Below are 26,071 nucleotides of genomic sequence, written 5' to 3'. Positions count from 1 at the left end.
GAACCATTTCCCCAGTGCCACAGGCGTTTCGCCTGAACTCTTGACATGATGTCAGAGTGCGCATCCTCCTCGTGGTCCTCGTCATCATCGCCGGCCTAGCCGTAGCAGCCGATTTCGGCGCCGCGGCCTACGCCGAGAAGGCCGCCGCCGAATCCATGCGCAACACCGCCAACCTCGGCTCCGACCCTTCGGTGGACATCAAAGGCTTCCCCGTCCTATTCCAAGCCGCCACAGGCAAATACGACGAGGTAGTGGTCAAGGCCAACCACGTAGGCACCGAGAAGTTCGGCTTCATCGACGTCGAAGCCACCTTCCACGGCCTCGAACTCCCCCTCAGCGACCTCGCCGAACGCCAGCTCCACAAGGTCCCGGTTGACCGCCTCGAAGCCACAGCCCGCTTCAACGCCCTCCGCCCCCTGGTCCTTCTCGACGTGGCGGGCCTCCTCCCCTTCGGCGTAGTCCCCACCAGCATCCGCATGGAGGGCACCACCGTAGTCGTAACCGGCTCCGGCACAAACGTTCTCGTCGACATCGACTCCCTCAAGGGCAAATAGGCCTGCGGCCTCCGAAGATGGCGATTCCAGAGCCCGGTACGGTCGCCTGGTGACGAAGCGTGCTGAGCTGGTTCAGATCATCGAAGAGCTCGACGGCAGGCTGCCGGTCACACACTCGACGCCCGCGGCAACGCTCACCGCTCGGGTGCTGACGCTCTGGGACAAGACGCTCTCGCCGATCGAGCGCCGGCAAACCTCGCTGCCCGATGAAGCACGACTACTTGATGTCACTGAGCAGCTGGACGTGGTTGCTGCCGCATTCTCGGACTGCCTGTGGATCGAAACCACATCGAAGGCAGAACCGATTCAAGTACCCGTGCCAGCCGACAGCGCCGCATTCATCGCTCCGGACCGTTTGCTCATCACCGCGCCGAGTGCCTGGCGACCCGGACGCCAGTTCTCCGAATCGCACCGAGTGCTGCTCCTGAACCTCGCGGGCGAAATCCTCGCCGAAACTCTCGTCGAAGTCGACGACGCCACACCCCACCTTCTCCGCCACCCCACCGATCCCACCGTCGTCTGCGACTTCGCGATGGGCCAGGACGGCAACACACTCGCGGTGATTCAAGCTGCCGACGACGAGCTTGTGCTCCGCGAAATCTTCCGCACCGAGGAATTCGTCAACCTCGCCTTCGACCCGACCGGTAAGCGATTGCTCCTCGGTCCCTACCCCACCGACCCGTCCCGCGCGGTGGTGGCGAGCTGGCCAAACCTGGACATCCTCGCAAGCCTCGACGCCGAGTCACTAGGCCTAGCAATAGGATTCGACATCCACGGCGGTTATCTCAACGACGATCGCGTACTACTCCTCGGCACCGAGCAGGCCCCCGTGCTTGCCACAGGCAGCCTGACCGACGCGACAATCATCGACATGAAAGACCTCGAGGCGTGGGCCGGGGCGGACGGATTCGTGGAAAGCATCGCGCCCTTGTCCGACGACCTGTTCGCGGCCGTCCTCTGGGAGCACGGCCAACGAACGACAACCCTCTGGCGGATCTGTGACGGATAGCGATGCCGTCACATGGTCCTCGCGTTGTCGCTCCCCGAACCGCCCGCGGCAAGGAACCGCGGAACGCTGGGAGCACTGCTTCTGCCTGCCAACGATTTGGTCTCTGTTCTCGCCGTAGCGGCCGGATAGCTGGAGAATGATCTAGGCAGTTTCGATTGATCGGAAGCAGTCATGAGAACAGTTCCATTCCTCGGATCAGCCGCCTGTGCGGCAGTGGTCATCGCAATCACCTGGCCATCCCAAGCCGCTGCTGATCCGCTCACCGACCTGCTGTGCAACAGCGGATCAAGCCAATTCTGTGCGCCACCGCCGCCGCCGTCCGGCAACAAGTGCCACCCGTCCTACGACCCGTGCGTGCCGATCACCGGTGATGTGGACTGTGCGGGCGGTGGTGGCAACGGACCAGTCTTCACTGGGCCGGTTCGAGTGATCGGTCCCGACGTGTACGACCTCGACAGGGATGGCAACGGACTCGGGTGTGAAAACAACTGACAGGTCGCTGCTGTATGCGGTTGTGGACCGAGTCGTTCGTTGAACTGAAAGCGGTCGAGCGGAGCGCAGGGAGCCGGCCGGGAATTAGCCGGTCGACGGCTCGCCTAGTTCGCGGCGCGGCCGTAGCCGAATTGCCGGGCCAAGGCCCAGTTGATCTCTTCGATGACGAACGGGCCGGGATGTGATTCGGCGGAACGCGTGATGATGTCTTCGGGGGTGACGAACTCGAAGGCCGCGAACTCGTCATCGTCGAACAGGTCGGTTCTGCGGGACCAGTATTCGTATCTGGATATGCCCCCGCCGACGTCTGCGGGGCAATCGCGCGCACCGCCTGCGCAACGGGCTCGTGGCGTCTTGACGGTGCGGGGTTTCATCTCTTCGAGTACCAGATGATGCACCCAGAGGTCCGAGAAGTCGTAGAGGTAGAAGAGGGTGTCCCCTACGTTGGTGAAGATTTCGTTCAGGAGGACCTGTGTTTCGAGGCGTGCGGGGTCACCGTCGGCCGCTGCCGCGGGGCTGACGTAGCGCTCGACGGCGGGATCGTCGAACGCTGTGCCGCAACGGAATTCGTGGGAGGCGCGGTCCACCCAGCCGAAGCACCAGCCGAGGACCTCGTGCAGGTCGTCGAGGGACAGCTCAGAGGAGACGTCCATCCACCGGAACAGGGGCGGCTCGGTGCCGACGACAGTCGCCCGAATGCGCAGGGTGACCGCCTTCTTGCGGCGCGGTCCACGCCGTGAGGGGGAGGGCGGCTGCATCTCGGCCACGCGACGAGACTAACGGAGGGGTATGACAAGCGGGGTCGTCAGCGAAAGCAATGCTCGACTCGTCGAAGAACTCTCGTGTCGATCGTCCGTGGACGTATAACTGATCGGCATGGGCGCATGCGTCTACTCGAATGACATGGAGATGCTGGTGTCACTGGAGGAGATCGCCGGGTAGCTATCGGGCTTCGCCGAATGTGATTGGTGTGCAGCTTGATTCGCAGTGCACTCACCGAGTGGCGCAAACGGCGGATGGATCGTGGTTGCTGCCCACGTTGTCTGTACCTTTCGCTAATCTGATCTGCGCGGCCCGCCGGGCACCGAAGGGTACTTCGTCGCTGCCTCCACCCGCACGTCGATTTCGCGCGCCCAGGTGGGGAAGGCAACGTGGCTCTGATTCGTGGAAGTGCTCGCTATCTGCTGACAGAAGCGCAGGCCGGACGGCTGCATCAGCTGTTGAGCGAGCAGGCTCGGCATCAGTGGGAACATCAGGCAGGCGCCGGCGAAGTACGGTCCTGGATGCGTAGTTTGCCGCCGCTATTGGCCGAGCTGGTCGACTCGGGCCTCGGCGACGTCGAAGTGTTGCTCGAGCACAAACTGCCGCACAGCCCGAAACGTGTGGACGTCATCCTGTGTGGCTTGCATCCGCGGACGGGCGAGGTCAGCTATGTGCTGGTCGAACTGAAACAGTGGTCGAAGGCGGAACTTCTCGCCGCCGATGTGGTTTTGATCGCCGCCTATTCGAATCCGGTGTTGCATCCGGTCGCGCAAGTACGCGGCTACTGCCAATATCTCGTGGATTCGACCCCCGCGTTGGCAGATCTTCCGCAGGCCGTGCACGGTATCGCATATCTGCACAATGCGACCTCCACCGAGATTCCTACGCTCATGAAATATCGACCCGATCGGTTCGGGCGTATGTTCACCGAGGACGCCAAGTCCGAGATGGTCGAGCACCTGCGCGCGGTGCTGGATGTCGAGGCGGGTCGTGATCCGGCTCGGGAGTCCGCCGACAGGTTTCTCCGGTTCACGCACGGACCGAGTAAGCCGCTGTTGAGCCTGGCTGCCAAGGAAATTCAGGATCGCGAGCAGTTCGTCCTGCTGGACGAGCAGCGTGTCGCGTACCAACTGGTGGAGCAAGCGGTCGTGACCGCGCGTGCCCAGCGGACGCAGACTGTCGTCGTGGTCATCGGCGGACCGGGTTCCGGTAAGAGCGTGATCGCGCTGAGCCTGCTCGGTGAACTGTCCCGCCAGGGTCGAAAAGTTCACCATGCCACCGGTTCCAGCGCCTTTACCAACACGATGCGTAAGGTTGCGGGCAGCCGTAACAGCCGCGTCCAAACTATGTTCAAGTACTTCAACAACTACGTCGGGGCAGAACCGCGCGAACTCGACGTACTGATTTGCGACGAAGCTCATCGTGTTCGCGAGAACAGCGTGAATCGTTGGACCGGGAAGGAAAAGCGCGCGCTGGCCCGTCGCCAGATCGACGAGCTGATCGACGTCGCATGGGTACCGGTCTTCCTGCTCGACGAGAATCAAATCGTGCGCCCAGGCGAGATGGGCTCGCTTGATGAAATCACCGCTGCTGCCAGGGCTGCTGAATGCAAGGTCGAGGTAGTCCATTTGGACGGTCAATTCCGCTGTGGTGGCTCGGACGCCTTCGACGAGTGGGTTCGCCGTCTCCTTGGTTTGGACCCGCTGCCGCCGATCAGCTGGAACAGGTTGAGCGCCGGCACCGATGACGACTTCCGCGTCGCCACCGCCGCGACTCCGGCAGCGATGGAAGGCTGGTTGCTGAACGAGCGTGAACAGCACGGTGGCACAGCGCGATTGGCAGCCGGCTACTGCTGGAAGTGGAGTGATCCAGCAGAGACGACCGATGGGAAGCATCTTGTCGACGATGTGGTGATCGGAGACTGGAAGCGCCCCTGGAACGCAAAACCTGGCAAACGAGTACCCGAAGCACCCGAGTCCTATTACTGGGCATCGGATGATCGAGGCTTCGGGCAGGTCGGTTGTATCTACACCGCTCAGGGATTCGAATATGACTGGTCAGGAGTTGTTTTCGGACCTGACCTGGTGCGGCGTGGCGACAGATGGGTGGCCCGCAGGGAGTACTCCCTCGACCCGGCGGTCAAGAAAGCGGAGGAGGCACACTTCGGCGCTCTCATCCGCAACACATACAAGGTCCTGTTGACACGTGGGATGGAAGGGACCTGCGTGTATTCGACCGACCCGGAAACCCAAGCATTCCTGGAGAAGATGGTGAGATAGCGCCCGGACAGCTCGGGTGGTTGTGCGGCTACCCGAGCTCGGAGTACTTCTCCGCCCGTCCCCGCGCCAGCTCGACCGGATACCGCTGCTCGTTCACCTGCAGCTTCGATTTGACCGCGGTGGCGAGGTCGATGTCCAACACGGTCGCGAGTCGCAGGAGGTACATCAATACGTCAGCGATTTCATGCTCGACCTTGACTCGGCCCTGCTCGTTGTCGCAAAGCTCCTGGCTCTGTTCAGGAGTGAGCCATTGAAACAGTTCGGCCAGCTCCCCGACCTCACCTGTCAGCGCCATCACAAGGTTCTTCGGAGTATGGAAGCGTTCCCAATCCCGCTGCTGGGAGAACTCCGTCACCAAGTCCTGCAGCTCGTCGATGGTCATGTGCATTGTCTACCAGGTTGGACGCCCGCCGGTTGTCCAAGGGACTGCCACACGATCAAGTGACAGGCTCCTTCATATGGCCTGACTGGCCGTCCAGCTTGACTCCGTTCACTCATTTGTGCCAACTACGCGTGATTCGGTTGAGTCGCGCTAAAGCGTTCTCGAATCACTACGGATCCCGGAGCCCTCGCCGAGCGAAAGATTGAGCGCCAATGCCGTCTTCTCGCCGAAATCACGCTCTCACCCCTGGATCCTGCACTCCCACACGAAATCCCGTGCCCGACTCCTCGCTACCATGATCTGGCGAGCGGCCAGCTCCCGGTCGTCGGGAAGCGCTGATTCTCGGACGATGTGCATGACCGCTGCGAAATCCATGCCCTTGGCGCGGTGGACTGTTCCGACCTTGACTCGGGTGTCGTCGGTGCCATCGTAGTGCTCCAGGGAGAGGGTCTTGAAACCCTTGCGGGGCAGTACCTTCAGGTGGTGTTCGGCGTCGTTGCCGGTTGTCGTGATCACCGCGATGTCGCCGGGGGCGAAGCCGCAGTCGCGGATTTGTTCGAGCAGGCGTGCGTCGACGGCGTTGGCGGGCAGCGTTTCCATCGTGGCCGAGCCCTCGGGGAGGACTGCCTCGCTGTCTCGGAGGGAGAAGCCGGGCGCGCCGTCGAGGTCATCGACGGTGTTGAGCGCGTTGACCTGTTGGGCGAAGTCGAGGATCGCTTCGCGGTTGCGGTAGTTGACCCGGAGGATGGCGCCGCGGCCGACGATGGGGATGCCCGCGTCGCTCATTCGCCAGCCGCCGGGATAGACCTGCTGTTGGCCGTCGCCGACGAGCAGGAGCGGGGACGCGGGGGTTCCGCCCGCGATTTGATGGGTGAGGCGAAGTTCGACGAAGGTGAAGTCCTGGACTTCGTCTACCACCACCAAGCCGTAGGGGTCATCCAGCGGGGCTGCGCGCAGTTCTTCGGTGGCAGTGGTGATGAGGTCGTTGAAATCCGCGAGGCCGCGTTCCTTCAAGAGCGCTTGGTAGGGCTCGAACAGCGTCTGCCAGACGAGTTTCCGGTGTCGGCCATCCAAGATCACGCCGTGACGGTTCTTGCGCTCGACCCGCTTGTACTCGTCGAGTTCGGTCAGCCCGAGCCCCTTGATGATTCGGTGGATTTCATCTTTCCAATAGGTGGGGCTGTGGTGGATCGGATCGAGATGCTCGCGGGCCTCTCGGCGCCAGACATCGCTGAAAGCGGTCTCGATCTTTCCTTCGGCATCTTCGACGTCGATACCGCGCTCGTGCAGAAAGGTCCGCGCCCAGGAGTGCAATCCGACGAACTGAGCTCTGTCCGCGGCGTGCGGGGCCAGCTGCAGGAAGCCCGACTGGTGATAGGTCGGCAGGGTTCGTACGAAGCTGGTGAATAGCATGCGGCCGGGGTTGTGCTTCGCGAAATGCGCCATCCGATGTACGGCTACAACCGACTTTCCGGTGCCGGCGGGGCCACTGAGTCGGGCGGGCCCGTTGAATTTTCGGGTAACCAGTTCCAGCTGCTGCGGGTCCAGGAAGGTCATCCAGTCCTTGAACGGACGTTGCAGTATTCGGGCTCGCGCGTCGTCGTGTAGGTCGGCAGATGCGAAGAGGCCGTCGGGGACGATGTTCTCCGCGCTGGGCGCGTCGTCGGCTGAGATCAGCTCGTACCTGTCGGATCGGGTGGCGGCACCGAACGCCAGGTCGCGAGCTCGCTGACGCGTCAGTTGCGCTGTGCTGCCGAATAAGTGGGGTGGCAGCGTTGTGAGATCGAGCGTGGTGTGCCGACCGTCCGAGGCAGGTCGTTCGCCTCGTTCGACGAGCACCAGCAGTTCGATCATGTGCGGTACGAACTGGTTCCGGCCGGGTGTCACGTTTGCGAAGGCCTCTTCGGCACGAACCCTGATCGGTGTCAGATCGTTTGGATCGAGGGTGGGATCTGCGAAGACGAACGCGAAGACGCCGGTCGGGCCCACAGCGAAGGCGCCGGCGTGGCCCGCCGGAGGGTAAGCGCGGCTACGGTCGATCAGTACGTGCCAACCCGCACGCATGAGCGGTACGGAGAGAAATAGTCGATGAGCGGGCGATAGGGAATCGAACGCCGCCAGCTGTTCCTCGACCCACTGTCTACGCTTCTCGAACCGCATGTCTGGCATCGAACGCCCCCGAGTCTCGATCTCCGCGAACCCCCTGATCCGCAACTCGATTATGAGTGATGTTGTCGCAGAAGGATTGTCGATGAGGTGAGACTGGCACGGGATGGCACACCACGCCATCTCGAAGCCGTAGATCCGTGCTGGTTCGACAATGCCGTCACAGGTGAGACTGTTCGGTCGGAACATATTGGTGCCCTGGGCATTTCGGACAGGCGATGTTTCTTCTGTCGGAGGTATGGCTTACGGTTGTCGTCGGTGTATCAAGGCCGCACGACAACGGAGCGTCATGACTGCCGCAGTTTCCGCCGAGCTGTTTCCTCCCGTGATCCTCGAGGAGGAGGATGACCACCTCGCACGACACTTCCTGCTCGAGCACAGCCCCCGCCCTCTGCCGCTGAAGGTGCGGTGACGGTGGCGGGACTTTCGTTCGCCGCCATCGACGTCGAGACCGCGAACTCTTCGCGCGGCAGCATCTGTGCTGTCGGCGTCACGGTCGTGCGGGAGGGGCGACGTCTTGCCACGCATTCCTGGCTGTGTCGTCCGCCTGCCGCGCTGAACTTCTTCAGTCCGCACAACATTCGGGTGCATGGGATCACGGCGGCGATGGTGGAAGACCGGCCGCCGTTCGGGGCGCACTGGAACGAGATCGTCCAGGCTGTCGACGGGCTTCCGCTGGTTGCCCACAACGCGGGTTTCGACAGCAGCGCGATTCGTGAGGCCTGTACCCAGAGTGGAATCATCGCTCCCGATTGGGATTTCAGCTGCAGTCTGGCGATGTCCCGTCGGCATCTCGACCTCGAGAGTTATCGGCTTCCGAGTGTCGCCGACGCACTCGGGATCGAGCTGCTGACTCACCACGATGCCGCGGCTGATGCCGCCGCCTCCGCCGAGATCGTCCTTGCCCTGGCTGCGCAGACCGGTGCTAGGTCGCTGGGCGAACTCGAACGAACCGGATACCTCCGCCCGCCGCGCCGTCGTGAAACACCGCGCTCGCCGCGCGCGGACCGGCCCGTCCGCAACTACTCCTTCCCTCGTGAAGAACTGGTTATGCCGGAGGTGTCGGGCACGGACCCCGCGCACGCGCTCTACGGTCACACCATCGTCTTCACAGGAAATCTGGCGTCGCTCACTCGCCAGCAGGCGTGGGACGCCATCGCCGCCTGCGGTGCGACACCCGCGAGGAACGTCACCCGTCGCACCACCGCGCTCGTCATCGGAGATAGCTTCGTCGGCGACGATCCCGCCGCGTTCACCACGACCAAAGCTCGCCGAGTCCATCAACTCCGCAACCGAGGCCAGCACATCGATGTCATCGACGAGCAACGGCTGTTGGTTCTGCTCGAGAGGGACGCCGGTGGCGCATCCGACGCGTGGGTCTTCACGCACGCGTACCCGGCGCGACAACCCGACTCGGTGGACCTGGACCGGTACGGGCCTACAGGCTGAGTGCGCGGTCGCACCGTGGAGCCGCTTATCCAGGCAGTGCGTCCGGGCGAGGTGAGCGACGGCGCGCTCTGCCCCAGCGAATCGCCCGCATCGGCGGCCGCGAAGCGGGCCGATAAGCTCTCAAGGGTGACCGAACAGAACCTGCTGCAAGGCCCCATTCACGCCGTCCATGTCGAGCTGGGCGCTACCTTCGCTCCATTCGGCGGGTGGGAGATGCCCGTGTCGTATGCGGGGACGGTGGGTGAGCACACCGCTGTGCGGACCACTGTCGGACTGTTCGACGTCAGTCACCTGGGAAAGGCCACGGTGAAGGGATCCGGGGCCGCGGCCTTCGTGAACTCGGCGCTGACCAATGATCTGGGCCGGATTCGGCCGGGGAAGGCGCAGTACACGCTGTGCTGCACGCCCAAGGGTGGGGTGATCGATGATCTCATCGCGTACTACGTGAGTGATGACGAGATCTTCCTGGTTCCCAATGCCGCGAACACCGCCACGGTGGTCGCCGAGCTGCGGAAGGTTGCCCCCGAAGGCGTCACCGTCACCGATGAGCATCGTGGGTACGCGGTGTTCGCGGTGCAGGGGCCGAAGTCGGCGGAGGTGCTGACCAAGCTCGGCCTGCCCACCGATATGGAGTACATGGCGTACGAGGACGCCGAGTGGGATGGCCGCCCGGTGCGGGTGTGCCGGACCGGCTACACCGGTGAGCACGGCTACGAGTTGCTGCCGAAGTGGGACGACGCCGAGGCGGTGTTCCGGGCGCTGGTGGCCGAGGTCGAGGCTGCCGGTGGCCAGGCTGCCGGGCTGGGGGCGCGCGACACTCTGCGCACCGAGATGGGCTACCCGCTGCACGGACATGAACTGTCCCTGGACATTTCGCCGTTGCAGGCGCGGACCGGCTGGGCTGTGGGGTGGAAGAAGCCGGAGTTCTGGGGCAAGGCCGCGCTGGAGCAGGAGAAGGCGGCCGGGCCGCGGCGACTTCTCTTGGGGCTCAAGGCACTCGATCGCGGTGTGCTGCGTCAGGGGCAGTCGGTGCTCCGGGACGGCGAGCCGGTCGGTGAGACCACCTCGGGTACCTTCTCGCCGTCGCTCAAGATCGGGATCGCGCTCGCGCTGCTGGACACCGATGCGGGTATCAATCCCGGCGACGAGGTCGAGGTGGACGTGCGCGGGCGTCGGCTGCGGTGCGAGGTCGTGAAGCCGCCGTTCGTCGAAACTCGCACTGCCTGAGCAAGTTCGGGAGACTTCGGAGGTGCGGCTGCGGGGGCGACCCCTGAGCTGCTTCGACGGACTCCCCGTACCGCCGACTCGAGGGATCATACGACCGGGCTCCATTCGGAGCGCGGGCGCAGGCGACCGGAGCAGCCCGCGCCTCGGGGGCCGAAGCGGCGGCCTCGGCGGCTCAGCACCAGTTGCCGACGAGGTCGTTCACGTTGCAGCCCGGCATGCCCGCCGGGCGAAGCGTGGTCAGCATCTGACGCATCGTCTCGGCGGTCGGGGCATCGGCCACGCCCTGATCGGCGTAGATCACCATCACCACCGACTGCCCGTTATCGGCGGGCATCGCGAGCGCGTGCAGTACCGAGGTCGGCGGATGCTGACAGTCGTACGGTCCCGCATTGGCGAAGGACGCCGTGACGAGTGCGCCGGTCCGCCCCTGCACGGTGAGCTGTTCGGGGGCGCTGAGCGTGATCGCCGAATAGGTCTGCTCGTTCTCCAGATCCGCGGTTCTCGACCAGGTGTCGGCGATCTCGTGTGCCGCCGCCGCGGCGTCGCCCAGTTTCGATCCGGTCAGTCCGGCAACGGCTCGCCAGTGGTAGTCACCGCACACTCGGTCGCCCATGGTTGCGGTGCCACCCATCAGGACCCGCTTTCCACCGCCTTCGAACCCGATCACGGTGGTCTGCGTGCGCACGGTCCAGTCCGGCGGTACGTCATAGCCCGCATTGCGGCGGGCGAGCACGCCCGCTTGCCAGCCGGGCGTCAGCGCCGCGATGAGCGACGGCTCGGAGGTCGGCTTCGGCGGTGCGGTGGTCGGAGAAGCGCTGGTCCGGACGCCGCGGTTGTCCGCGGGGAGGGCCGTTCCCTCGATCACACGGCCGCCGAGGATGCCACGGTCGTCGCCCTGCCGGACGGCGAGGATGGTGAGTCCGGCAACCAGTATCGCGACCACCCCGGCGACGGGCAATGCGGCGACCGGTCGGGCGGATCGTCTTGGGACACGTGGCGTTTCGGGCTGCGGTCGCACGGCGTTCACCCTATCGGCGGACCGACTCGGGACACCGTGCCGTAGATGCGACACTTCGGGCATGGGGTGGCACCGTCGTGTCGTGATCGGCGAATTAGACTCCAGGTCATGACAGTCGCCGCGCAGTTCACCCGTGTCACGCATCCCGCGCCCGTGGTGGCGCCGCGGCGACAGGAGATCCTCGCGGAGCCCGGGTTCGGGCGGTTCTTCACCGATCACATGGTGTCGGTGGACTACATCGACGGGGAGTGGATCAACGGGTCGGTGCAGCCGTACGGGCCGCTGCCGATGGATCCGGCGACCATGGTGTTCCACTACGGTCAGGCCATCTTCGAGGGGTTGAAGGCGTACCGGCAGGCCGATGGCAGCATCGCGACCTTCCGGGTCGACGCCAATGCCGCGCGGTTCCGGCGGTCGGCGGCGCGCATGGCCATGGCCGAGCTGCCGGAAGAGCTGTTCATCGAGTCGATTCGCCAGCTGCTCGAGGTGGACTCGGACTGGGTGCCGCCGGCCGGTGGTGAGGAGTCGCTGTATCTGCGGCCGTTCCTGTTCTCCACCGAGGTCGGGCTGGGCGTGAAGCCGGCCAGCGCGTACAAGTACCTGCTGCTGGCCTCCCCGGCGGGGGCGTACTTCAAGGGTGGACTCAAGCCGGTGAAGGTGTGGCTGTCCACCGAATACGTGCGCGCGGCTCCCGGTGGCACCGGTGAGGCCAAGGTCGCGGGCAATTACGCCGCGTCGCTGCTGGCTCAGCAGCAGGCCACCGAGAAGGGCTGTGACCAGGTGGTGTGGCTGGACGCGTGCGAGCACAAGTACGTCGAGGAGATGGGCACCAACAACCTGTTCTTCGTGTTCGGCAGCGGGTCCGAGGCGCGGCTGGTGACGCCGGAGCTGTCCGGGTCGCTGCTGCCGGGCATCACCCGCGATTCGCTGATCACGCTCGCGGCCGACTCCGGCTACAAGGTCGAGGAGCGCAAGATCTCGGTCGAGGAGTGGCGCAAGGGCGTCGAGTCCGGGGAGATCACCGAGGTGTTCGGGTGCGGCACCGCCGCGGTCGTGATTCCGGTCGGGTCGGTGCGCTCGGCCGGTGGCGAATTCACCATCGGCGACGGCGAACCGGGTGAGGTCACCATGGCGCTGCGCGACACGCTGACCGGAATCCAGCGCGGCACCTTCGCCGACAACCACGGCTGGATGCGCACGCTCGCCTGAGTCGAATGTCGACAAGCGCCCGACCCGAGTCGATCCGGATCGGGCGCTGTGTCTTGTTCGGAGGGTTCACGCCTTCGATCACGCTGCGGTCAGCCGTGTCCGGGGCGCTCGTCGGTCGGGCAGCTGCGCAGATCTTCGAAAAGCGCCAGCTCCGAAGTGATCTGGAGCAGGCGCCATCCTGACGGTGCCGAAATCAGCTGGGCATGAACATCTGCCACTCTTCGAGGGACTTCGGGCGCATGACGTAGTTCTTCTCGCGGATGTGCGAGAGGGTGGCGCTGGGCTCCTCGGAGTACCAGTGGCCCGGGTAGACGACCGGGTTGCTCGGCAGCTCGGAGAGATAGCGGAGGCTGCGGAACATGGCTTCGGAGTCGCCGCCGGGGAAATCGGTGCGGCCGCAGCCGTCGACGAAGAGGGTGTCGCCCGCGATCAGGCGATCCTCGAACAGGAAGCATTGGCTGCCGGGGGTGTGGCCGGGGGTGTGCAGCAGTTCTATCTCGAAGCCGCCGACCGCGACCTTGTCGCCGTGCGAATGCCCGGTCAGCTCACTGGGGGCGATGCCGGTGACGTTCGCTACCCACGGCAACTCCTCGGAGTTCACGTGCACCGCGACGTCGACCTTCTCCAGCAACTCCTTCACACCGCGCAGGGTGAAACCCATCATGGTGCCGCCGACATGATCGGGGTGGTGGTGCGTGGCGAGCACGCCGCTCAGGCGCATGCCGTCGGCTTCGGCGATGTCCACCAGATCACTTGCCGCGTAGGCGGGATCCACCACCACGCATTCGCCGGTATCGCGATCACCGATGAGATACGCGAAATTTCGCATCTGCGTAGCGATCGGATCGCCCACGGCCCAATCCCGGCCGGCGAGCAGCTGACGAAAATACAAACGGTCGGAACCCATGCCCCACACCCTATTGCTTGCCCACGATGCAATCGCACCGGGATCGAGCACCTGTTGCGCACTCGTCATTCGACGGCAATACGGTGCCGCAGGATCCGGCCCGCCACCGAGCGCTCCGCACCACCGGGGATGGCGTCTCCGGGCCCCGACAGTTGGAACCGGCATAGGGGAATTGATTCGAGGTGAGCCGTTCACCGCAGGGGTCGAGCGGTGATCCAGCTGCGGCGCAGAAGCCCATCGAGGGTGCGATCGACGCCGAACCTCAGAGCGCCGTCGCTCTCGGCGGCAGCAGCGCGCACCCGGAGAGGCCTACCACGCCATCATGGTCGCGAGAAGGCACAGGGGAGGACCTGCGCCTTCGCTGATGCGCGGCTGCTACGCGCCTATCAGAGACGGCCGCTGGGCGGTGCGTGTCTGCGTAATGCGGCGATCGGCCACTGCGCGAAGCCAATTGGCGAACAAGAGCCGCGAGTGTGCGGACCAGTCGTCAGCCGTCTTCGAGTAGTCCTCCGGGATGATCAGATCGTCCAGCAGGGCCGGATCGCGGTGGGTACGAACCAGTTCGGCGTGGGCCAGCAGGAGTTGGTGGATCTCCTCGGGGAAATATCCGCTGGGAATGCTCGGGAAGGGGCGTGTGGGGTCGGCGATCCAGCGGCGCAGGTCGCGGCGGTACTCGCGGGCCATGGTGTCGCACAGGTATTCGGGGTGGCCTTGGACGTAGATCTCGCGCAGGCCGTCGGGGGAGGTGGCCAGGTGCCAGCCTGCCTCGTCGGAGTCGAGCAGGATAGGTACGCCCGCGGTCCGCAGGTCCGCCGAAGCCATTGCGTTCCAACGGGAATGGGGAGCCAGTACCGATTCAGGCATATCCGAGATCAGCGGCGAGGCGTCGGCGGCTCCGAAGGGGGCGTTGAAGTGCTGGCCGGTGTCGGTACCGGAGACATGGTACGAAGCCTCGTCGGCACCAGGCAGCTGCGACATCGCTCCGCCCCCGATGCCCGAGATCAACGAGGCCGCGGCGGACAGCAGCTGTGAGGTGGTGCTCTCCTCGGCGCTCGACATCAGCATCGACGCGACATGGTTCTCGACCGCCGCGGGGAGCGAGGTGTCGGGGCGATCGAGGTCCGGAAGGACGACGGTCAGCCTGCGCACGTCGTCCGGGAGGGTGGAGATCGCGAAGTTGCGGACGTCGTCGGGCAGGTGCGGGCCGCTCAGGTCCAGCACAGGTGCGTCCGAGTCACTCTGGTTGTGCGAGTACAGGTCTGGGTCACCCGGGTCGAGCTGGGGGCGGTTCAGGGTGCTCACGTCGAACCGAGAGTGCTCCGGGTTGCTCACGTCGAGCCGGATCAGGTTCGGGGTGCCGATTTCGAGCCAGGTCAGGACTGGGGGAGTCAGGTCGAGCTGCCGGATTTCCTGGCCGGTGACGGGCGAGTGGTGCGCGAACAGTCCGTGCTCGCGCCGCGCCAGGCGGTGTCGGCTCAAGCCGTGGCACAGGTGCAGGGCGGCGTGGGCGGAATGGCAGGAGAACAGGATCGAGGTGGTGGCCGCGCACTCGCGCTGGAGGCGGTCGATGATCGCCAGGCACGGTTCGTCCGCGATGTCGGTGGCGGTGGGTTCGCTGCCGCTGACGATGAGGGCGTCCATCGCGGCCAGGGCCGGCCAGTCGACGGCGTCGGCGGGGCCGAGCGGGTCGATGCCGAAGACCGTTGTCTCCACTCGGATCTCGGGCGCGCGAGGGAAGGGCTCTGCCGCCGAGCGCATTTCCGCCGATCCCGCGAGTGCCTGTGACACCGAGCTCTCGGTGACCATTCGCACGGCCAGGCTCTCGGGGTGCAGGTGTGCGGCCGTGCCCTCCGAGACCATGTGCGCGGCAGTGGTCTCGGTGACCATGTCCAGGGCCGGGGTTTCGGCGTGCAGGTATGTGGCCACACTGTCCGTGACCCATTGCGCGGCAGAGGTTTCCGCGAGCATGTGTGCGGTGGTGTCCTCGAGGAGCGGGTGCGGGACCGCGCTCTCGGCACGTGGATGTGCCCCCGGGTTCTCCGTACGCAGATGCGCAGCAGCGCCTTCGACGGCCTCCAGGAACACCCGTCTGGTCATACTGTCCGGCCGGGTCGAAATGAGATCCACGATGCCGACCCGTACCACCACCATCATCAGGTCCTTCTACAAACGAGCTGTCACACGGTTGAACGGTGATCAGAGTGCGGTTCCAGCGCAAGAAGAACCGCACGCCGATCCCCAGGGATCAGCGTGCGGCACGAATGAGTCCGACAGGTTTCCGCCGAGAATCGGATCGATCTCGGCCGGATTACTAGCGGAGGATCGCCTCGATCTCGGCGGCGGCCTCGGCGCCGTAGGCCCCGCGCAGGCGCTTGAGGGCGACGTCGTGGTCGAGGGTCCACTCCTGGGTGCCGACGGTTTCCAGGATGAGTACGGCGATGAGCGAGCCCAGCTGCGCCGAGCGCTCGAGGGACAGTCCCGCGGCGTGTCCGGTCAGGAAGCCCGCGCGGAAGCCGTCGCCGACGCCGGTCGGGTCGACCTTGGCGTTGTCGGGGACCACGTCGACGTGGATCTCGGTGCCGTCGCGGTCGACGATCTTCGCGCCCTTGGAGCCCAGGGTGGTGACCCGGATGCCCACGCGCTCAGCGACTTCCGCCTCGGTGAGGCCGGTCTTGCTCAGCAGCAGGCCCCACTCGTACTCGTTGGTGAACAGGTAGGCCGCGCCGTCGATCAGGCTCAGGGCCTGCTCGCCGTCCAGGCGCGCGAGCTGCTGCGAGGGGTCCGCGGCGAAGGGGATTCCGGCGGCGCGGGCCTGCTCGGTGTGCAGGACCATGGCGTCGGGGTCGTTCGCGCCGACCAGCACCAGGTCCAGCTCTCGTCCCTCGGCCAGGCTGGCGACGGTGATGTCGCGGGCCTCGCTCATGGCGCCGGGGTAGAAGGAGGCGATCTGCGCCATGGTCTCGTCGGTGGTGCAGACGAAGCGGGCGGTGTGCGCCTCGGTGGAGATCTTCACGGCCGAGCAGTCGACGCCGTTGTCCTCCAACCACTTCCGGTATTCGGCGAAGTCCGGGCCGACCGCGCCGACCAGCAGGGGAGTGCGGCCCAGCAGGCCCATGGCGTAGGCGATGTTGCCGGCGACGCCGCCGCGGCGGATCACCAGATCATCGACGAGGAAGCTGAGCGAGACGTGCTGGAGCTGATCGGCAAGCAGGGCGTCGGAGAACTTCCCCGGGAATCGCATGAGGTGGTCGGTCGCAATGGAAGCGGACACGGCGATGGTCACGAGTGTCAATCCTTCGGTGACGAGCGCTGCGCACACCTACATGCGGGGACGGCAGACGCGGGGCCGGGGTAGGAGGTGACGGCCGAGCCGGCCGCACCTAAGAAAAATACACTGTCCGAGACGGGTTGAACCAGGTCTTGGGAACAGTGCTCGGGCATGCGTCAGCGCGGAACTCCCGAAGGTGTTCCGCGCTGGATGCGGTCAGATCAGTTGAAGCTGTCGCCGCAGGCGCACGAGCCGGTGGCGTTGGGGTTGTCGATCGTGAAGCCCTGCTTCTCGATGGTGTCGACGAAGTCGATCGAGGCGCCCTCCACGTAGGGGGCGCTCATGCGGTCGACGGCCAGCGTGACGCCGCCGAAGTCGGCGACCAGGTCACCATCGAGCGAGCGATCGTCGAAGAACAGCTGGTAGCGCAGACCGGCACAGCCGCCGGGCTGCACGGCGATCCGAAGCGCCAGGTCGTCGCGGCCTTCCTGATCCAGAAGCGCCTTCGCCTTGATGGCGGCGGCGTCGGTCAGAGTCGCACCGTGAGTGGTGATCTCGTTCTGCGCAGTCATGGACTCTCCTAAAGGACCTGTTTTCAACCCGTGAAAAGCGCACGGCTCGTCGGCTGTCAACGCCGCTTCGGGGGCGACTATTCCCAATCGTACGCGGAGGGGGTCCCACGGACCGGGTCGGGGATTGACGTGGGTGTCACGTCGCGATCGACGTCGCCGTCAGATAGCTGATCGGGTAGCCGGAGGGCGAAACGGGCGGACCAGGTTTTTCCGGCAGGCATGCCATCGAATAGCCTGGTCGGCGTGAAGTTCCTCCGTCGTGGCGAGTCCACCACCACCTCCGACACCTCCGTGACCGACGCCGGTGCTGCGGCGACTGTCGAGGAGAAGGCCGTCACCCTCGGTAAGGGCAAGCCCACACCGAAGCGTCGTGAGGCCGAAGCGCGCCGTCGCGGCCCGGTCGCACCTGCTCCGAAGACCTCCAAGGAGGCCCGCGCCCGGCGCAAGTCGCTGGCCGGATCCAAGGAGGATCGCAAGAGCTCCTCCTCCGAGCGTCGCGCCCAGGTGCAGGATCGCCGGGCCCGGATGCTGGCCGGCGAGGAGCAGTTCCTGCTGCCTCGCGACAAGGGGCCGGTGAAGGGATACGTGCGTGACATCGTCGACGCGCGCCGCAATCTGCTCGGTTTGTTCATGCCCCTTGCACTCGTATTGATCCTGAGCATGATCCTCTCGCCCGCGCTGCAGGCGATCGTGACGCTCGGCATGCTGGTGATGATGCTGTTCATGATCATCGAGGGCATCGTGCTCGGTCGCATCGTGAACAACCGGGTGCGTGAGCGGTTCCCGAACGCGACCGATTCCAGCTTCTCGCTGGGGTGGTACTCGTTCGTGCGGGCCTCGCAGATTCGCCGCATGCGCGCGCCGAAGCCTCGGGTGAAGGCGGGCGACAGCGTCTAGGGCCTCGTCTTGCATCGAGACTCGTAATACATCGAACACCCCGTGTCCGATCCGCAGTTCGCGGTGGTGACACGGGGTGTTCGGGCTTTCGGGGGTGGATCGGTTCTCTCGGGCGCATCAGCCGTGTTCGCGGATGCTGGAGATGGCGCGCAGTTCCATCGTCATCCGGGCGTTGTCGCGATCGGAGAAATCGGCAGAGCCGACGCGCGCGGGGTGGAAGGGGACCGCTTTGCCGGCCGCGGCGAACAGGGTGAACAGGCGGCGGAACATGGGTGCTGCCTTGCTGTCGGTGGCGGTGCGGTCGGAGGTCGCGCGATCGGTGTCGGAGGTGGTGAAGGGTCCGAATCCGGAGCTGATGGTGGTCATGCGAGTGCCTCGCCCTCAATGGTCGATCGGGTGGATCGGATGGAATCTGTTGTGCCCCACGCCATGGCGCCGAAGGTCAGGTAGCCCAGGGCGCTGATGGCGGTCCCGGCTGCGGTGATTGCGGTCAGTGCGTGCATGGCTGTAAGTTTTCTCTAGAGAAGTTCCTGCCAACAGTGGCTGTTCTGTCATTGTTCGCAAATATTCGGCCAAGTAGGGTGAGACCATGTTGTCGAAGATCTCGGTGGTGCTCAACGACCGCCTCGCGATGTTCGAATTCGGCGTCGTCTGTGAGGTTTTCGGCCTCGATCGCACGGCGGACGGGCTGCCCGCCTTCGACTTCCGGGTCTGCGGGGCGGAGCCCGGAAAGCCGCTGCGCACCAGTTCACCTGGTATCGCGGTGACGCCGGAATACGGTCTCGAGGAGCTGCGGGACGCGGATCTGGTGGCGATACCGGCGTTCCCGTTCCATGTGGCCGACAAGCTGGATCGGCGGGTCGTGGACGCGGTGCGCGACGCCTCCGAGCGCGGCGCGACCGTGCTCACCGTGTGCTCGGGCGCCTTCCTCGCCGGGGAGGCCGGGCTGCTGGACGGGCGCAAATGCACGACGCACTGGCGGTATGTGGACGAACTGGCGCAACGGTTTCCGCTCGCGACCGTCGATCCCGATGTGCTGTATGTGGACGAGGGGAATCTGATCACCAGCGCGGGCACCGCCGCCGGGATCGACGCCTGCCTGCATCTGGTGCGGCGCGAGCTCGGCAGCAATGTCGCCAATGCGGTGGCGCGGCGCATGGTGGTGCCGCCGCAGCGCGACGGCGGGCAGCGGCAGTTCATCGAGCGGCCGGTCGTGGATTGCAGCCTGGACAGTCTCAGCGAGACCCTGCACTGGATGGAACAGCATCTGGAGATGCCGCACACCGTGGATTCGCTGGCGGTGCGCACCTCGATGTCCACCCGCACCTTCGCGCGCCGGTTCGCCGCGGAAACCGGCACCACGCCGGTGAAATGGTTGACCGGACAGCGGATTCTGCTCGCCAAGCAGCTGCTGGAGGAGACCGATCTGGATCTGGAATCGCTCGCGAACAGGTGCGGATTCGGGTCCGGGGCGTTGCTGCGGCACCACTTCCAGCGGCTGGTCGGCATCGCGCCCGTGGAGTACCGGCGGCGATTCGGCGTGCGGGTGTCCTGAGGGGCGTGACAGACCAGGGCACTCGGCCCGAGCCGGGAGGTACGGATCGCGGCGGGCTGTACGGGCTCGGTGGTGGCCGCGGGTACGTGGGGCGGGTCCGATCGCGTCTCACGGTGGTCGTGCCGAGTCGGCCGGGTATGTAGTGCGGTTGGTACCGTGCTGACGTGTCGCACACTGCTCAGACAACCGATCGACCGCTGCGGACGCTGGTGCTCGGTGGAGCCCGGTCCGGGAAGTCGGCTTTCGCGGAACAGCTGGTCGCTTCGGAGGCGGTGCGCTACGTCGCGACCGCGGTGGCCGACCCCGCCGATGCGGATTTCGCCGCGCGGATCGCGGGGCATCAGGCCCGCCGGCCCGGGACGTGGAGCGTGGTCGAGGGCGATCCGGTCGCGGTGCTGGCGCAGGACGCGCCCGCCACGCTGATCGACGATCTGGGGACCTGGCTCACCGCGCGGATCGACGCGCGCGCGGCGTGGGAGTCTCCGCGCGGCACCCTGGCGCCCGATTTCGACGCGCTGGTGAGCGCGGTTGCCGGGTACGGGCAGCGGTTGGTGATCGTGAGTCCCGAGGTCGGCATGGGAGTCATTCCGGCCACCACCTCCGGGCGGCTCTTCCGTGACGAGATCGGCGCGCTCAATCAGCGGTTGGCCGAGGTCTGTGACGAGGTATATCTGGTCGTCGCCGGTCAGCCCGTGCGGGTCAAGCCCGATCGGGTGGCCGCGTACGCCGCCGTGCTGTCGGATGCCGCGGCGACCGTGGCGTCGGTGGACAGCAGCGTCGATACCTCGGTGGCCGGTGACCCGGCGCAGCCGAACACCTTCTCCGCCCTCGACGCGAGTGAGGCCGCACCGCAGGAGGTTTCGAGCGCGTCGGTGGTCGCCGCGTCGATGGCCGCCGCCGCTGCCGGGGTGACCGTCGCGGGCACGGTGGACGCGGCCGTCAATGAAACCGTTTCCGCGGCAGTCGATTCACCCGAGGCGAGCGACTCCTCGAACAAGGCGGCGGCGGGAGCTTCCGCGGCCGCCCAGGGCGAGACGGCGGTCGCCGCAGCCGATTCCGTCACCGTGTCCAGCGAATCGACCGCGCTGCCCCCCGGTGTGTACGACCCCGCCACCGGGGCCTCGGGGCCGGCTCCCGCGAATCTGACCAAGCCCGCGCGGATTTCGTTCGGTCCGGTGAACGGCCCCGACGCCGGGGTTCGATCCGAGGCCGCCGAGTACCAGCTGCAGCTGACCAAGCCGGCGGGTGCGCTCGGGCGGCTCGAGACCCTCGGCAACTGGGTGGCGGCGTGCCAGGGCGTGTGCCCGCCCAGGCAGTTCGAGCGGGCTCGGGTCGTGGTGTTCGCCGGAGATCATGGTGTGGCGCGGCACGGGGTGTCGGCGTATCCGAGTGAGGTGACCGCGCAGATGGTCGCGAACTTCCTCGGCGGCGGCGCGGCGGTGAATGTGCTCGCGCGCTTGGCCGATGCCACCGTGCGGGTGGAAGACATTGCGGTGCAGGGGGATACGGCTCCGGAGATCTCGCGGCACAAGGTGCGGCGCTCGAGCGGGTCGATCGACCGTGAGGACGCGCTCACCGAGGCCGAGGTGCAGGCTGCGCTGGCGGCCGGTGCGAGCATTGCCGATGAGGAAATCGATTCCGGCGCTGACCTTCTCATCGCCGGTGAGATGGGTATCGGCAATACGACTCCCGCGACGGTCCTGATCGCGACCATCACCGACACCGAGCCGGTGATCGCCGTCGGCCGAGGCACCGGAGTCGACGATGCCGGGTGGATCCGCAAGACCGCCGCCATTCGCGACGCCATGTGGCGCGCGCGTCCGGTGGTCAAGGATCCGGTTGCTCTGCTGCGCACCGCCGGCGGGGCTGACCTCGCCGCGATGGCGGGCTTCCTGGCCCGTGCCGCCGCCCGCCGCACCCCGGTGATCGTGGACGGCGTCGTGGTGACCGCCGCGGCTCTGGTTGCCGACCAACTCGCGCCCGGCGCGCGCGCCTGGTGGGTCGCGGGCCACCGTTCCAGCGAACCGGCCCACGCCATCGCTCTCGACCGGCTCACCCTCGAGCCCATGCTCGATATGGGTATGCGGCTCGGGGAAGGTTCCGGAGCCCTCACAGCCCTGCCCATCCTGCGCGCGGCCGTCGCCACGCTCTCGGAAATGGCGACCTTCGCCCAGGCGGGCGTCAGTACCTCCGACGCGGACACCGAAGCCCCCGTTGTTTGACACTCCCGGCACCCTCAGTGCCCGCGATGTCGTCGCGGGTGGCTCACGGGTCGTGGGAAAGGCACGCCGGGTGAAGTCGCCGTCGGGAGGGCTCGGCTATCGAGACGGCTCGGTCCACCGCTCGACGGTGGTCTCGGCGCGGCAGGTCGGATACGGCTCCCGAGCGGTCATGGCGACCTCGGTTGGCTCGCGGACCTTCGTACCAGGTGAACCGGCGTGAACGGGGTGCGGCTGGCGTTCTCCTGGTTGACCGTTCTGCCGGTGCGAGGCCCGGAGCACGTGGATCGTGCGGCGGCGGGGCGAGCGATCGGGTGGGTTCCCGCTGTCGGCGTGGTGCTCGGACTCGGGGCGGCCGGGTTGCTCTGGGGGATAGCAGCTTTGGGCGGGTCCTGGCTGCTGGCGGGGCTCATCGCGGTCGGCGGGCTCGCGCTGGGGACACGGGGAATGCATATCGACGGGCTCGCGGACACGGTGGACGGGCTGGGGAGTTACGGGCCGCCGGAGCGAGCCCGGGAGATCATGAAAAGTGGTGGGGCCGGGCCCTTCGGGGTGGCGGCGCTGGTTTTCGCCATCGGGGTGCAGGCGGTTTCGTTCGCGTCGCTGGGTGCGGCCGGGCGGTGGGGGGCCGTGGTGCTGGCGGTCGCCGTGGGGCGGATCGCGGTGGTCTTCGCATGCAGGCGAGGTATCGAGGCCGCGCCGGGAGCCGGATTCGGTGCACTCGTCGCGGGCACACAGGGCACTGTCGTGGCCGTCGGATGGGGTGGGATCGCCCTGCTGGCAGCGGGATTCGCCACCGAGCACCGGTGGCTGGGGCCGGTCGCGGTGGTCGTCGCGCTCGGTGCGACCGCGCTGGTGGTGCGGCACTGCGTGCGGCGATTCGGCGGCTTGAACGGAGATGTGCTCGGCGCGGCCGTCGAGATTTCCGCGACCGTCGCCGCAGCGTTGCTGACTTTCGGCTGACATCGTGCACCTCGGTAGGGCGCGACCGAGCGGTCGGTAAGCCTCGGGCCATGGGCGCTCTTCGAGATCAGGGCTGGGTGGAATCCCACCGGCCGCCACCGGCGAGGCGGTCCCCGAGGCACAATCCGTTGTCGGGGTTCGGCTTCCGGCGCGATGGCCGGTTTGCCGCACCGGGCGACAGTGGTGATCAGCAGACGGGCGGATCCGGTGGGGACGTGGATCCTCCGGTGAATCATGGCGCGAATCCTGAATCATGCTGCGGTCTTTCGGATCAGGGAACGCCGATGAACCGCACGAGATCAGTAACTACCGGTCCGTAATCATCGATTCATCCGGATATTCCGGGCACCTTCGCAGACCTCGCCAAAAACCGATAACGGAACTGTCGCGCAACGCAATCCGACCGCTCCGTGGCTGCGAATACAACGTGATCGAAAGTGCCAGTGGTCTGAAGATGGAGCAGTGGGATGACGTATTTGATGGCCCTGCCCGTGCTTTTCGCGGTCGCGGCGGTGACCGTATTCCTGGTCGGGGATCGGGTCCGGCCCGACAGCTGGCGTCAGACCGACGACGAGGCCGCCGGCCATATGGTGCTCGATCTGGTGAACATGTTCTTCGCCGCGATCGTCGCCTTCGTGGTGGTGATCCTGTGGCAGCAGTACGACAACGCGCACGCGCACACGGTGTCCGAGGCCAAGGGGCTGGTCACCGTGTACGAGGCGTCCAACGACATGCCGGAGCCGGATCGCACCTCGATCCAGAGTCTGGTGCGGCAGTACACGAGTCAGGTCGTCACCGACGAGTGGACCTCCATGGAGAAGAACCGCGAGCTGAACCAGGGCACCCAGGACACCTTCGACGAATTGCGGTCAGCGGTGGGCGCGGTGCCGACCACGGATCCGAGCGTCAAGGATTCGGTGACCGGTGCGCAGGCCGGGCTGGACGCCGTCGCCGAGGCGCGCTACGACCGTGGCCTCGACGCGCGGTACCGGCTGCCCACCTTCCTGTACGTCGCGCTGTGGTTCGGCACCGCGATGCTGTTGCTGGGCACCGTGTTCTCCGGAGTGCTGGTGACCAAGCGCAGCGTCATCATGACCGGTCTGTTCGGTGTGGTGGTCGGCGCGGTGATCATGGCGGTCTATCAGCTCGATCAGCCGTTCGCGGGCGGGAACCAGGTGTCCAAAGAGGCCTATGAGCTCGCGCTCTCCCGGTTCCAGCACATCACCTCCTCCGGCGTCACCGCGGTCGCCAATCCGCGCTGACGGCACTGACGGACGAGATGTCGGCACCAGGGTTCGGAGAGAACAGTGACGAGAAGTCGAAGGACCGCAAAGGGATTCGCGGCGGCCACGGCGGTGCCCATCGCCGCGGCGCTGCTGGCGGTGCAATCCGGGGCGGCGAACGCCGACGCGGGGCCGCCGGAATTGCCCTCGCTCGGTGAGATATTCAGCGGCAGTGCGGGGATCGACACCTCCGCACCCGATGACATAGCCGAATCATCGGGCAGCTCGTTGGGATTGGGGAGTGGGAGTTCCTCGCCCGCCGGTGGCACCTCGTCCGGCAGTTCGCTGGGCTTGGATCCGCAGGAGGTGGCGGGCGCGCACGTCAATACCGGCAGCGCGGTCACCGGGAGCGCGGGGAGCGAGGCTGCCGCGCCCGCACCGCCACCGGAAGAGATCGCGCTACCCGACGCGGGCCGCACGCCCGCCGCAGGCACCCTCGGCGAAAGCCTGGGCCTCGAATCGGGCAGTGTGCTCACCGCGTGCGCCGGTAGCGCCGTCGTCGGGGTGGGTGCGATCCTGCTGGGCATCGCCACCGGCAGCGGCATGGGCTCCGGTCTGATCGGCCCGGGTTTCATCCTCGGCTCGAGCGGTCTGGTCGGCCCGGGTTCCGCCGGAGTGGGCAGCGCGGCGGTCGGCAGCGCTGTCACCGGGAGCGCGATCCTCACCTGTCTGTTGCTGTTGCCCGCCCCGGCGGACATCCCGGGTATCCCGCTGACGATCCCGAAGGCCGACGCGCCGATCGCGCCCGTCGTGCCGGTCGTCGCCCCGGTCGTGCCGCCGATGCCCCAGATCGTGCCGCCCGTTCCGGTCCTGCCACTACCACCGCTGCCGGTCGCGCACGTGTCGCCGCCGCTGGCGCTCCCGGAACCCGAACCCCTGGACTGGAACACCATGCAGATGATGACGGTCATGGTCATCACGATCCTGGCCGGTGTTCGAGCCCGCATCAGCCGCAGCCGTCAGGCCTGACCTGGGAGCTACTGCCGGAACTTGGTTTCGAGTTCGGTTGCGGTGGACTGGAGTTCGGCGGGATCGTTCGTCTTGAAGATGCCCTCGTAGCCGGTCTCGGCCTTGACGGCCGCCTCGACCTCCGGGTCGTGATACAGCTTCGCCAACCGCAGCAGCTCGGGGTTGTCCCGGTCCTCGGCGCGGGCCGCGAAGATATTGATGTATTGCGTGAGGTCGGGCCGGTTGGGGTCGTCGGTATAGATGACCTCGTTCTCGGTCAGGCCCGCCGGCTGGGCGAAGGTGTCGTCCACGAACGCGGCGTCGACACTCGACAGGGACTGCGCGGTCAGGGTCGGTTCGATCGTGGTCAGCCGGACCTTGGACGCCGCATTGTCGACGTCCTCGAGCTTCGAATCCCAGCTCGGCCCGTTCTTCAGCACGATCAGCCCCGCCGCGGCCAATGACAGCAGCGGTCGCACCTGGTTCGCGGGGTTGTTGCTGAGGGTGATCTCCCCGCCCTGGGGGATCTCGGTGACCGACTTGTGCTTCGTGGAGTACAGGGTCAGCGCGAAGATCTCCGTCGCCCCGATCGGGACGAGGGTGTCGTTGTTGCGCGCGTTGTAATTGGCCAGGTAACGGATGTGCTGGAACTTGTTGAGGTCGATCCGACCCTGCGACAGCGCCGGATTCGGCTGGTTGTAATCGCTGAAGTTCACGAATTCGACGGTGATGCCCGCTTCGGCGGCCTTGCGCTTGTACACGTCCCAGTGCGGGAGAGCGAGATCGTTCACACCGATGCGCACCACGTCATCGCGGTGTTCCCCGCCACACGCGGCGGTCGCGGCGAGTGCGATCAGGAGCGGAATCGCCAAGAGACGGCGCAATTTTCCCATTTCACGCAAGCTAGGCGAG

Annotated in this window: 24 protein-coding genes; 13 read left to right on the top strand and 11 right to left on the bottom strand. The window is 66.2% G+C overall.

Translation table 11 applies throughout. The features are described 5' to 3' along the window. Nucleotides 1-56: 56 nt before the first annotated feature. Nucleotides 57-554, top strand: coding sequence for an LmeA family phospholipid-binding protein (locus NJ1_RS27015; protein WP_067699334.1), 498 nt, complete (start codon nucleotides 57-59; stop codon nucleotides 552-554). Between the two features lie 49 nt (nucleotides 555-603). Further along, nucleotides 604-1,563, top strand: coding sequence for a hypothetical protein (locus tag NJ1_RS27010; protein ID WP_067699332.1), 960 nt, complete (start codon nucleotides 604-606; stop codon nucleotides 1,561-1,563). 596 nt (nucleotides 1,564-2,159) lie between these two features. Here NJ1_RS27010 and NJ1_RS27005 read toward each other — a convergent pair. After that, the gene (locus NJ1_RS27005) at nucleotides 2,160-2,813 is read right to left on the bottom strand and encodes a plasmid pRiA4b ORF-3 family protein (protein ID WP_245717600.1); all 654 of its coding nucleotides are present in this window, start codon (nucleotides 2,811-2,813) and stop codon (nucleotides 2,160-2,162) included. Between the two features lie 393 nt (nucleotides 2,814-3,206). On the opposite strand from NJ1_RS27005, the gene NJ1_RS27000 reads away from it, so the two are divergent. Further along, on the top strand, nucleotides 3,207-5,096 hold the full coding sequence (locus tag NJ1_RS27000; RefSeq protein ID WP_067699327.1) for a DUF2075 domain-containing protein: 1,890 nt from the start codon (nucleotides 3,207-3,209) through the stop codon (nucleotides 5,094-5,096). Between the two features lie 28 nt (nucleotides 5,097-5,124). Here NJ1_RS27000 and NJ1_RS26995 read toward each other — a convergent pair whose 3' ends face one another. Both NJ1_RS26995 and NJ1_RS26990 read right to left on the bottom strand, forming a co-directional pair. After that, entirely contained in the window at nucleotides 5,125-5,478 is a 354-nt protein-coding gene (locus NJ1_RS26995) for a nucleotide pyrophosphohydrolase (protein ID WP_067699381.1), read from the bottom strand. 240 nt (nucleotides 5,479-5,718) lie between these two features. Next, nucleotides 5,719-7,638: a UvrD-helicase domain-containing protein gene (locus NJ1_RS26990; protein WP_084478891.1), complete on the bottom strand. Its 1,920-nt coding sequence runs from the start codon at nucleotides 7,636-7,638 to the stop codon at nucleotides 5,719-5,721. A 295-nt stretch (nucleotides 7,639-7,933) separates the two neighbouring features. Here NJ1_RS26990 and NJ1_RS40885 point away from each other — a divergent pair, with 295 nt between their 5' ends. From NJ1_RS40885 to gcvT, 3 genes are all read left to right on the top strand, one after another. Further along, nucleotides 7,934-8,056, top strand: coding sequence for a hypothetical protein (locus NJ1_RS40885; RefSeq protein WP_281202164.1), 123 nt, complete (start codon nucleotides 7,934-7,936; stop codon nucleotides 8,054-8,056). Nucleotides 8,057-8,058: 2 nt separating this feature from the next. Beyond that, nucleotides 8,059-9,093 carry an exonuclease domain-containing protein gene (locus NJ1_RS26985; protein ID WP_169813211.1) on the top strand — a complete coding sequence of 345 codons (1,035 nt, stop codon included), beginning with the start codon at nucleotides 8,059-8,061 and terminating at the stop codon, nucleotides 9,091-9,093. Between the two features lie 126 nt (nucleotides 9,094-9,219). Then, a complete protein-coding gene (gcvT, locus tag NJ1_RS26980; protein ID WP_067699321.1) occupies nucleotides 9,220-10,320 on the top strand; it encodes a glycine cleavage system aminomethyltransferase GcvT in 1,101 nt (366 codons plus the stop codon). Between the two features lie 172 nt (nucleotides 10,321-10,492). Here gcvT and NJ1_RS26975 read toward each other — a convergent pair whose 3' ends face one another. Beyond that, nucleotides 10,493-11,263: a DUF8017 domain-containing protein gene (locus NJ1_RS26975; protein WP_067699319.1), complete on the bottom strand. Its 771-nt coding sequence runs from the start codon at nucleotides 11,261-11,263 to the stop codon at nucleotides 10,493-10,495. Between the two features lie 183 nt (nucleotides 11,264-11,446). Here NJ1_RS26975 and NJ1_RS26970 point away from each other — a divergent pair, with 183 nt between their 5' ends. Further along, nucleotides 11,447-12,547: a branched-chain amino acid aminotransferase gene (locus tag NJ1_RS26970; RefSeq protein WP_067699317.1), complete on the top strand. Its 1,101-nt coding sequence runs from the start codon at nucleotides 11,447-11,449 to the stop codon at nucleotides 12,545-12,547. 193 nt (nucleotides 12,548-12,740) lie between these two features. Here NJ1_RS26970 and NJ1_RS26965 read toward each other — a convergent pair whose 3' ends face one another. The 4 genes from NJ1_RS26965 to NJ1_RS26950 all read right to left on the bottom strand — a co-directional run bounded on the left by NJ1_RS26965 (nucleotide 12,741) and on the right by NJ1_RS26950 (nucleotide 17,294). Next, a complete protein-coding gene (locus NJ1_RS26965) occupies nucleotides 12,741-13,454 on the bottom strand; it encodes an MBL fold metallo-hydrolase (RefSeq protein WP_067699315.1) in 714 nt (237 codons plus the stop codon). 375 nt (nucleotides 13,455-13,829) lie between these two features. Beyond that, a complete protein-coding gene (locus NJ1_RS26960; RefSeq protein WP_169813210.1) occupies nucleotides 13,830-15,605 on the bottom strand; it encodes a homoserine O-acetyltransferase/O-succinyltransferase family protein in 1,776 nt (591 codons plus the stop codon). A gap of 160 nt (nucleotides 15,606-15,765) precedes the next feature. Next, nucleotides 15,766-16,737, bottom strand: a complete 972-nt coding sequence (locus NJ1_RS26955) for a carbohydrate kinase family protein (protein WP_067699311.1) — start codon at nucleotides 16,735-16,737, stop codon at nucleotides 15,766-15,768. A 206-nt stretch (nucleotides 16,738-16,943) separates the two neighbouring features. Then, nucleotides 16,944-17,294, bottom strand: a complete 351-nt coding sequence (locus NJ1_RS26950; protein WP_067699309.1) for an iron-sulfur cluster assembly accessory protein — start codon at nucleotides 17,292-17,294, stop codon at nucleotides 16,944-16,946. A 243-nt stretch (nucleotides 17,295-17,537) separates the two neighbouring features. Between NJ1_RS26950 and NJ1_RS26945 the strand changes: the two genes are divergently transcribed. After that, nucleotides 17,538-18,191, top strand: coding sequence for a DUF3043 domain-containing protein (locus tag NJ1_RS26945; RefSeq protein ID WP_067699307.1), 654 nt, complete (start codon nucleotides 17,538-17,540; stop codon nucleotides 18,189-18,191). Between the two features lie 117 nt (nucleotides 18,192-18,308). On the opposite strand, the gene NJ1_RS26940 is transcribed toward NJ1_RS26945, so the two are convergent. Both NJ1_RS26940 and NJ1_RS39390 read right to left on the bottom strand, forming a co-directional pair. Next, complete coding sequence (locus NJ1_RS26940; protein ID WP_067699305.1) at nucleotides 18,309-18,557, bottom strand: hypothetical protein; 249 nt, start codon at nucleotides 18,555-18,557, stop codon at nucleotides 18,309-18,311. Continuing rightward, complete coding sequence (locus NJ1_RS39390) at nucleotides 18,554-18,694, bottom strand: hypothetical protein (RefSeq protein WP_157574227.1); 141 nt, start codon at nucleotides 18,692-18,694, stop codon at nucleotides 18,554-18,556. The genes NJ1_RS26940 and NJ1_RS39390 overlap by 4 nt, the downstream gene beginning before the upstream one ends. A gap of 86 nt (nucleotides 18,695-18,780) precedes the next feature. Here NJ1_RS39390 and NJ1_RS26935 point away from each other — a divergent pair, with 86 nt between their 5' ends. From NJ1_RS26935 to NJ1_RS26915, 5 genes are all read left to right on the top strand, one after another. After that, on the top strand, nucleotides 18,781-19,746 hold the full coding sequence (locus NJ1_RS26935) for a helix-turn-helix domain-containing protein (protein WP_067699303.1): 966 nt from the start codon (nucleotides 18,781-18,783) through the stop codon (nucleotides 19,744-19,746). Between the two features lie 164 nt (nucleotides 19,747-19,910). Next, nucleotides 19,911-21,968: a nicotinate-nucleotide--dimethylbenzimidazole phosphoribosyltransferase gene (gene cobT / locus NJ1_RS38405; protein WP_084478890.1), complete on the top strand. Its 2,058-nt coding sequence runs from the start codon at nucleotides 19,911-19,913 to the stop codon at nucleotides 21,966-21,968. A 216-nt stretch (nucleotides 21,969-22,184) separates the two neighbouring features. Continuing rightward, nucleotides 22,185-22,928, top strand: a complete 744-nt coding sequence (locus NJ1_RS26925; protein WP_067699301.1) for an adenosylcobinamide-GDP ribazoletransferase — start codon at nucleotides 22,185-22,187, stop codon at nucleotides 22,926-22,928. Nucleotides 22,929-23,395: 467 nt separating this feature from the next. Next, on the top strand, nucleotides 23,396-24,190 hold the full coding sequence (locus tag NJ1_RS26920) for a bestrophin-like domain (RefSeq protein ID WP_067699299.1): 795 nt from the start codon (nucleotides 23,396-23,398) through the stop codon (nucleotides 24,188-24,190). 45 nt (nucleotides 24,191-24,235) lie between these two features. Next, entirely contained in the window at nucleotides 24,236-25,180 is a 945-nt protein-coding gene (locus NJ1_RS26915; protein WP_157574226.1) for a hypothetical protein, read from the top strand. A gap of 8 nt (nucleotides 25,181-25,188) precedes the next feature. Here the strand turns inward: NJ1_RS26915 and NJ1_RS26910 are convergent, their stop codons facing one another. After that, on the bottom strand, nucleotides 25,189-26,052 hold the full coding sequence (locus tag NJ1_RS26910; RefSeq protein ID WP_084478899.1) for a MetQ/NlpA family ABC transporter substrate-binding protein: 864 nt from the start codon (nucleotides 26,050-26,052) through the stop codon (nucleotides 25,189-25,191). Between the last annotated feature and the right edge of the window lie 19 nt (nucleotides 26,053-26,071).

The organism is Nocardia jejuensis NBRC 103114 (assembly GCF_001613145.1).
Classification (GTDB): domain Bacteria; phylum Actinomycetota; class Actinomycetes; order Mycobacteriales; family Mycobacteriaceae; genus Nocardia; species Nocardia jejuensis.
Note: the sequence above shows the minus strand (reverse complement) of the source record. Positions and strands in the feature narration are given on the sequence as shown.

Excerpts from the sequence above, each read along its gene's own strand:
- NJ1_RS26990 (WP_084478891.1), bottom strand. The coding sequence starts at position 7,638 with ATGCGGTTCGAGAAGCGTAGACAGTGGGTCGAGGAACAGCTGGCGGCG.
- NJ1_RS26960 (WP_169813210.1), bottom strand. The coding sequence starts at position 15,605 with ATGGTGGTGGTACGGGTCGGCATCGTGGATCTCATTTCGACCCGGCCG.
- NJ1_RS27005 (WP_245717600.1), bottom strand. The coding sequence starts at position 2,813 with ATGCAGCCGCCCTCCCCCTCACGGCGTGGACCGCGCCGCAAGAAGGCG.
- NJ1_RS40885 (WP_281202164.1), top strand. The coding sequence starts at position 7,934 with ATGACTGCCGCAGTTTCCGCCGAGCTGTTTCCTCCCGTGATCCTCGAG.
- NJ1_RS26920 (WP_067699299.1), top strand. The coding sequence starts at position 23,396 with ATGACGTATTTGATGGCCCTGCCCGTGCTTTTCGCGGTCGCGGCGGTG.
- NJ1_RS26965 (WP_067699315.1), bottom strand. The coding sequence starts at position 13,454 with ATGGGTTCCGACCGTTTGTATTTTCGTCAGCTGCTCGCCGGCCGGGAT.
- NJ1_RS39390 (WP_157574227.1), bottom strand. The coding sequence starts at position 18,694 with ATGCACGCACTGACCGCAATCACCGCAGCCGGGACCGCCATCAGCGCC.
- NJ1_RS26995 (WP_067699381.1), bottom strand. The coding sequence starts at position 5,478 with ATGACCATCGACGAGCTGCAGGACTTGGTGACGGAGTTCTCCCAGCAG.
- NJ1_RS26935 (WP_067699303.1), top strand. The coding sequence starts at position 18,781 with ATGTTGTCGAAGATCTCGGTGGTGCTCAACGACCGCCTCGCGATGTTC.
- NJ1_RS26970 (WP_067699317.1), top strand. The coding sequence starts at position 11,447 with ATGACAGTCGCCGCGCAGTTCACCCGTGTCACGCATCCCGCGCCCGTG.
- NJ1_RS26910 (WP_084478899.1), bottom strand. The coding sequence starts at position 26,052 with ATGGGAAAATTGCGCCGTCTCTTGGCGATTCCGCTCCTGATCGCACTC.
- NJ1_RS26940 (WP_067699305.1), bottom strand. The coding sequence starts at position 18,557 with ATGACCACCATCAGCTCCGGATTCGGACCCTTCACCACCTCCGACACC.
- NJ1_RS26950 (WP_067699309.1), bottom strand. The coding sequence starts at position 17,294 with ATGACTGCGCAGAACGAGATCACCACTCACGGTGCGACTCTGACCGAC.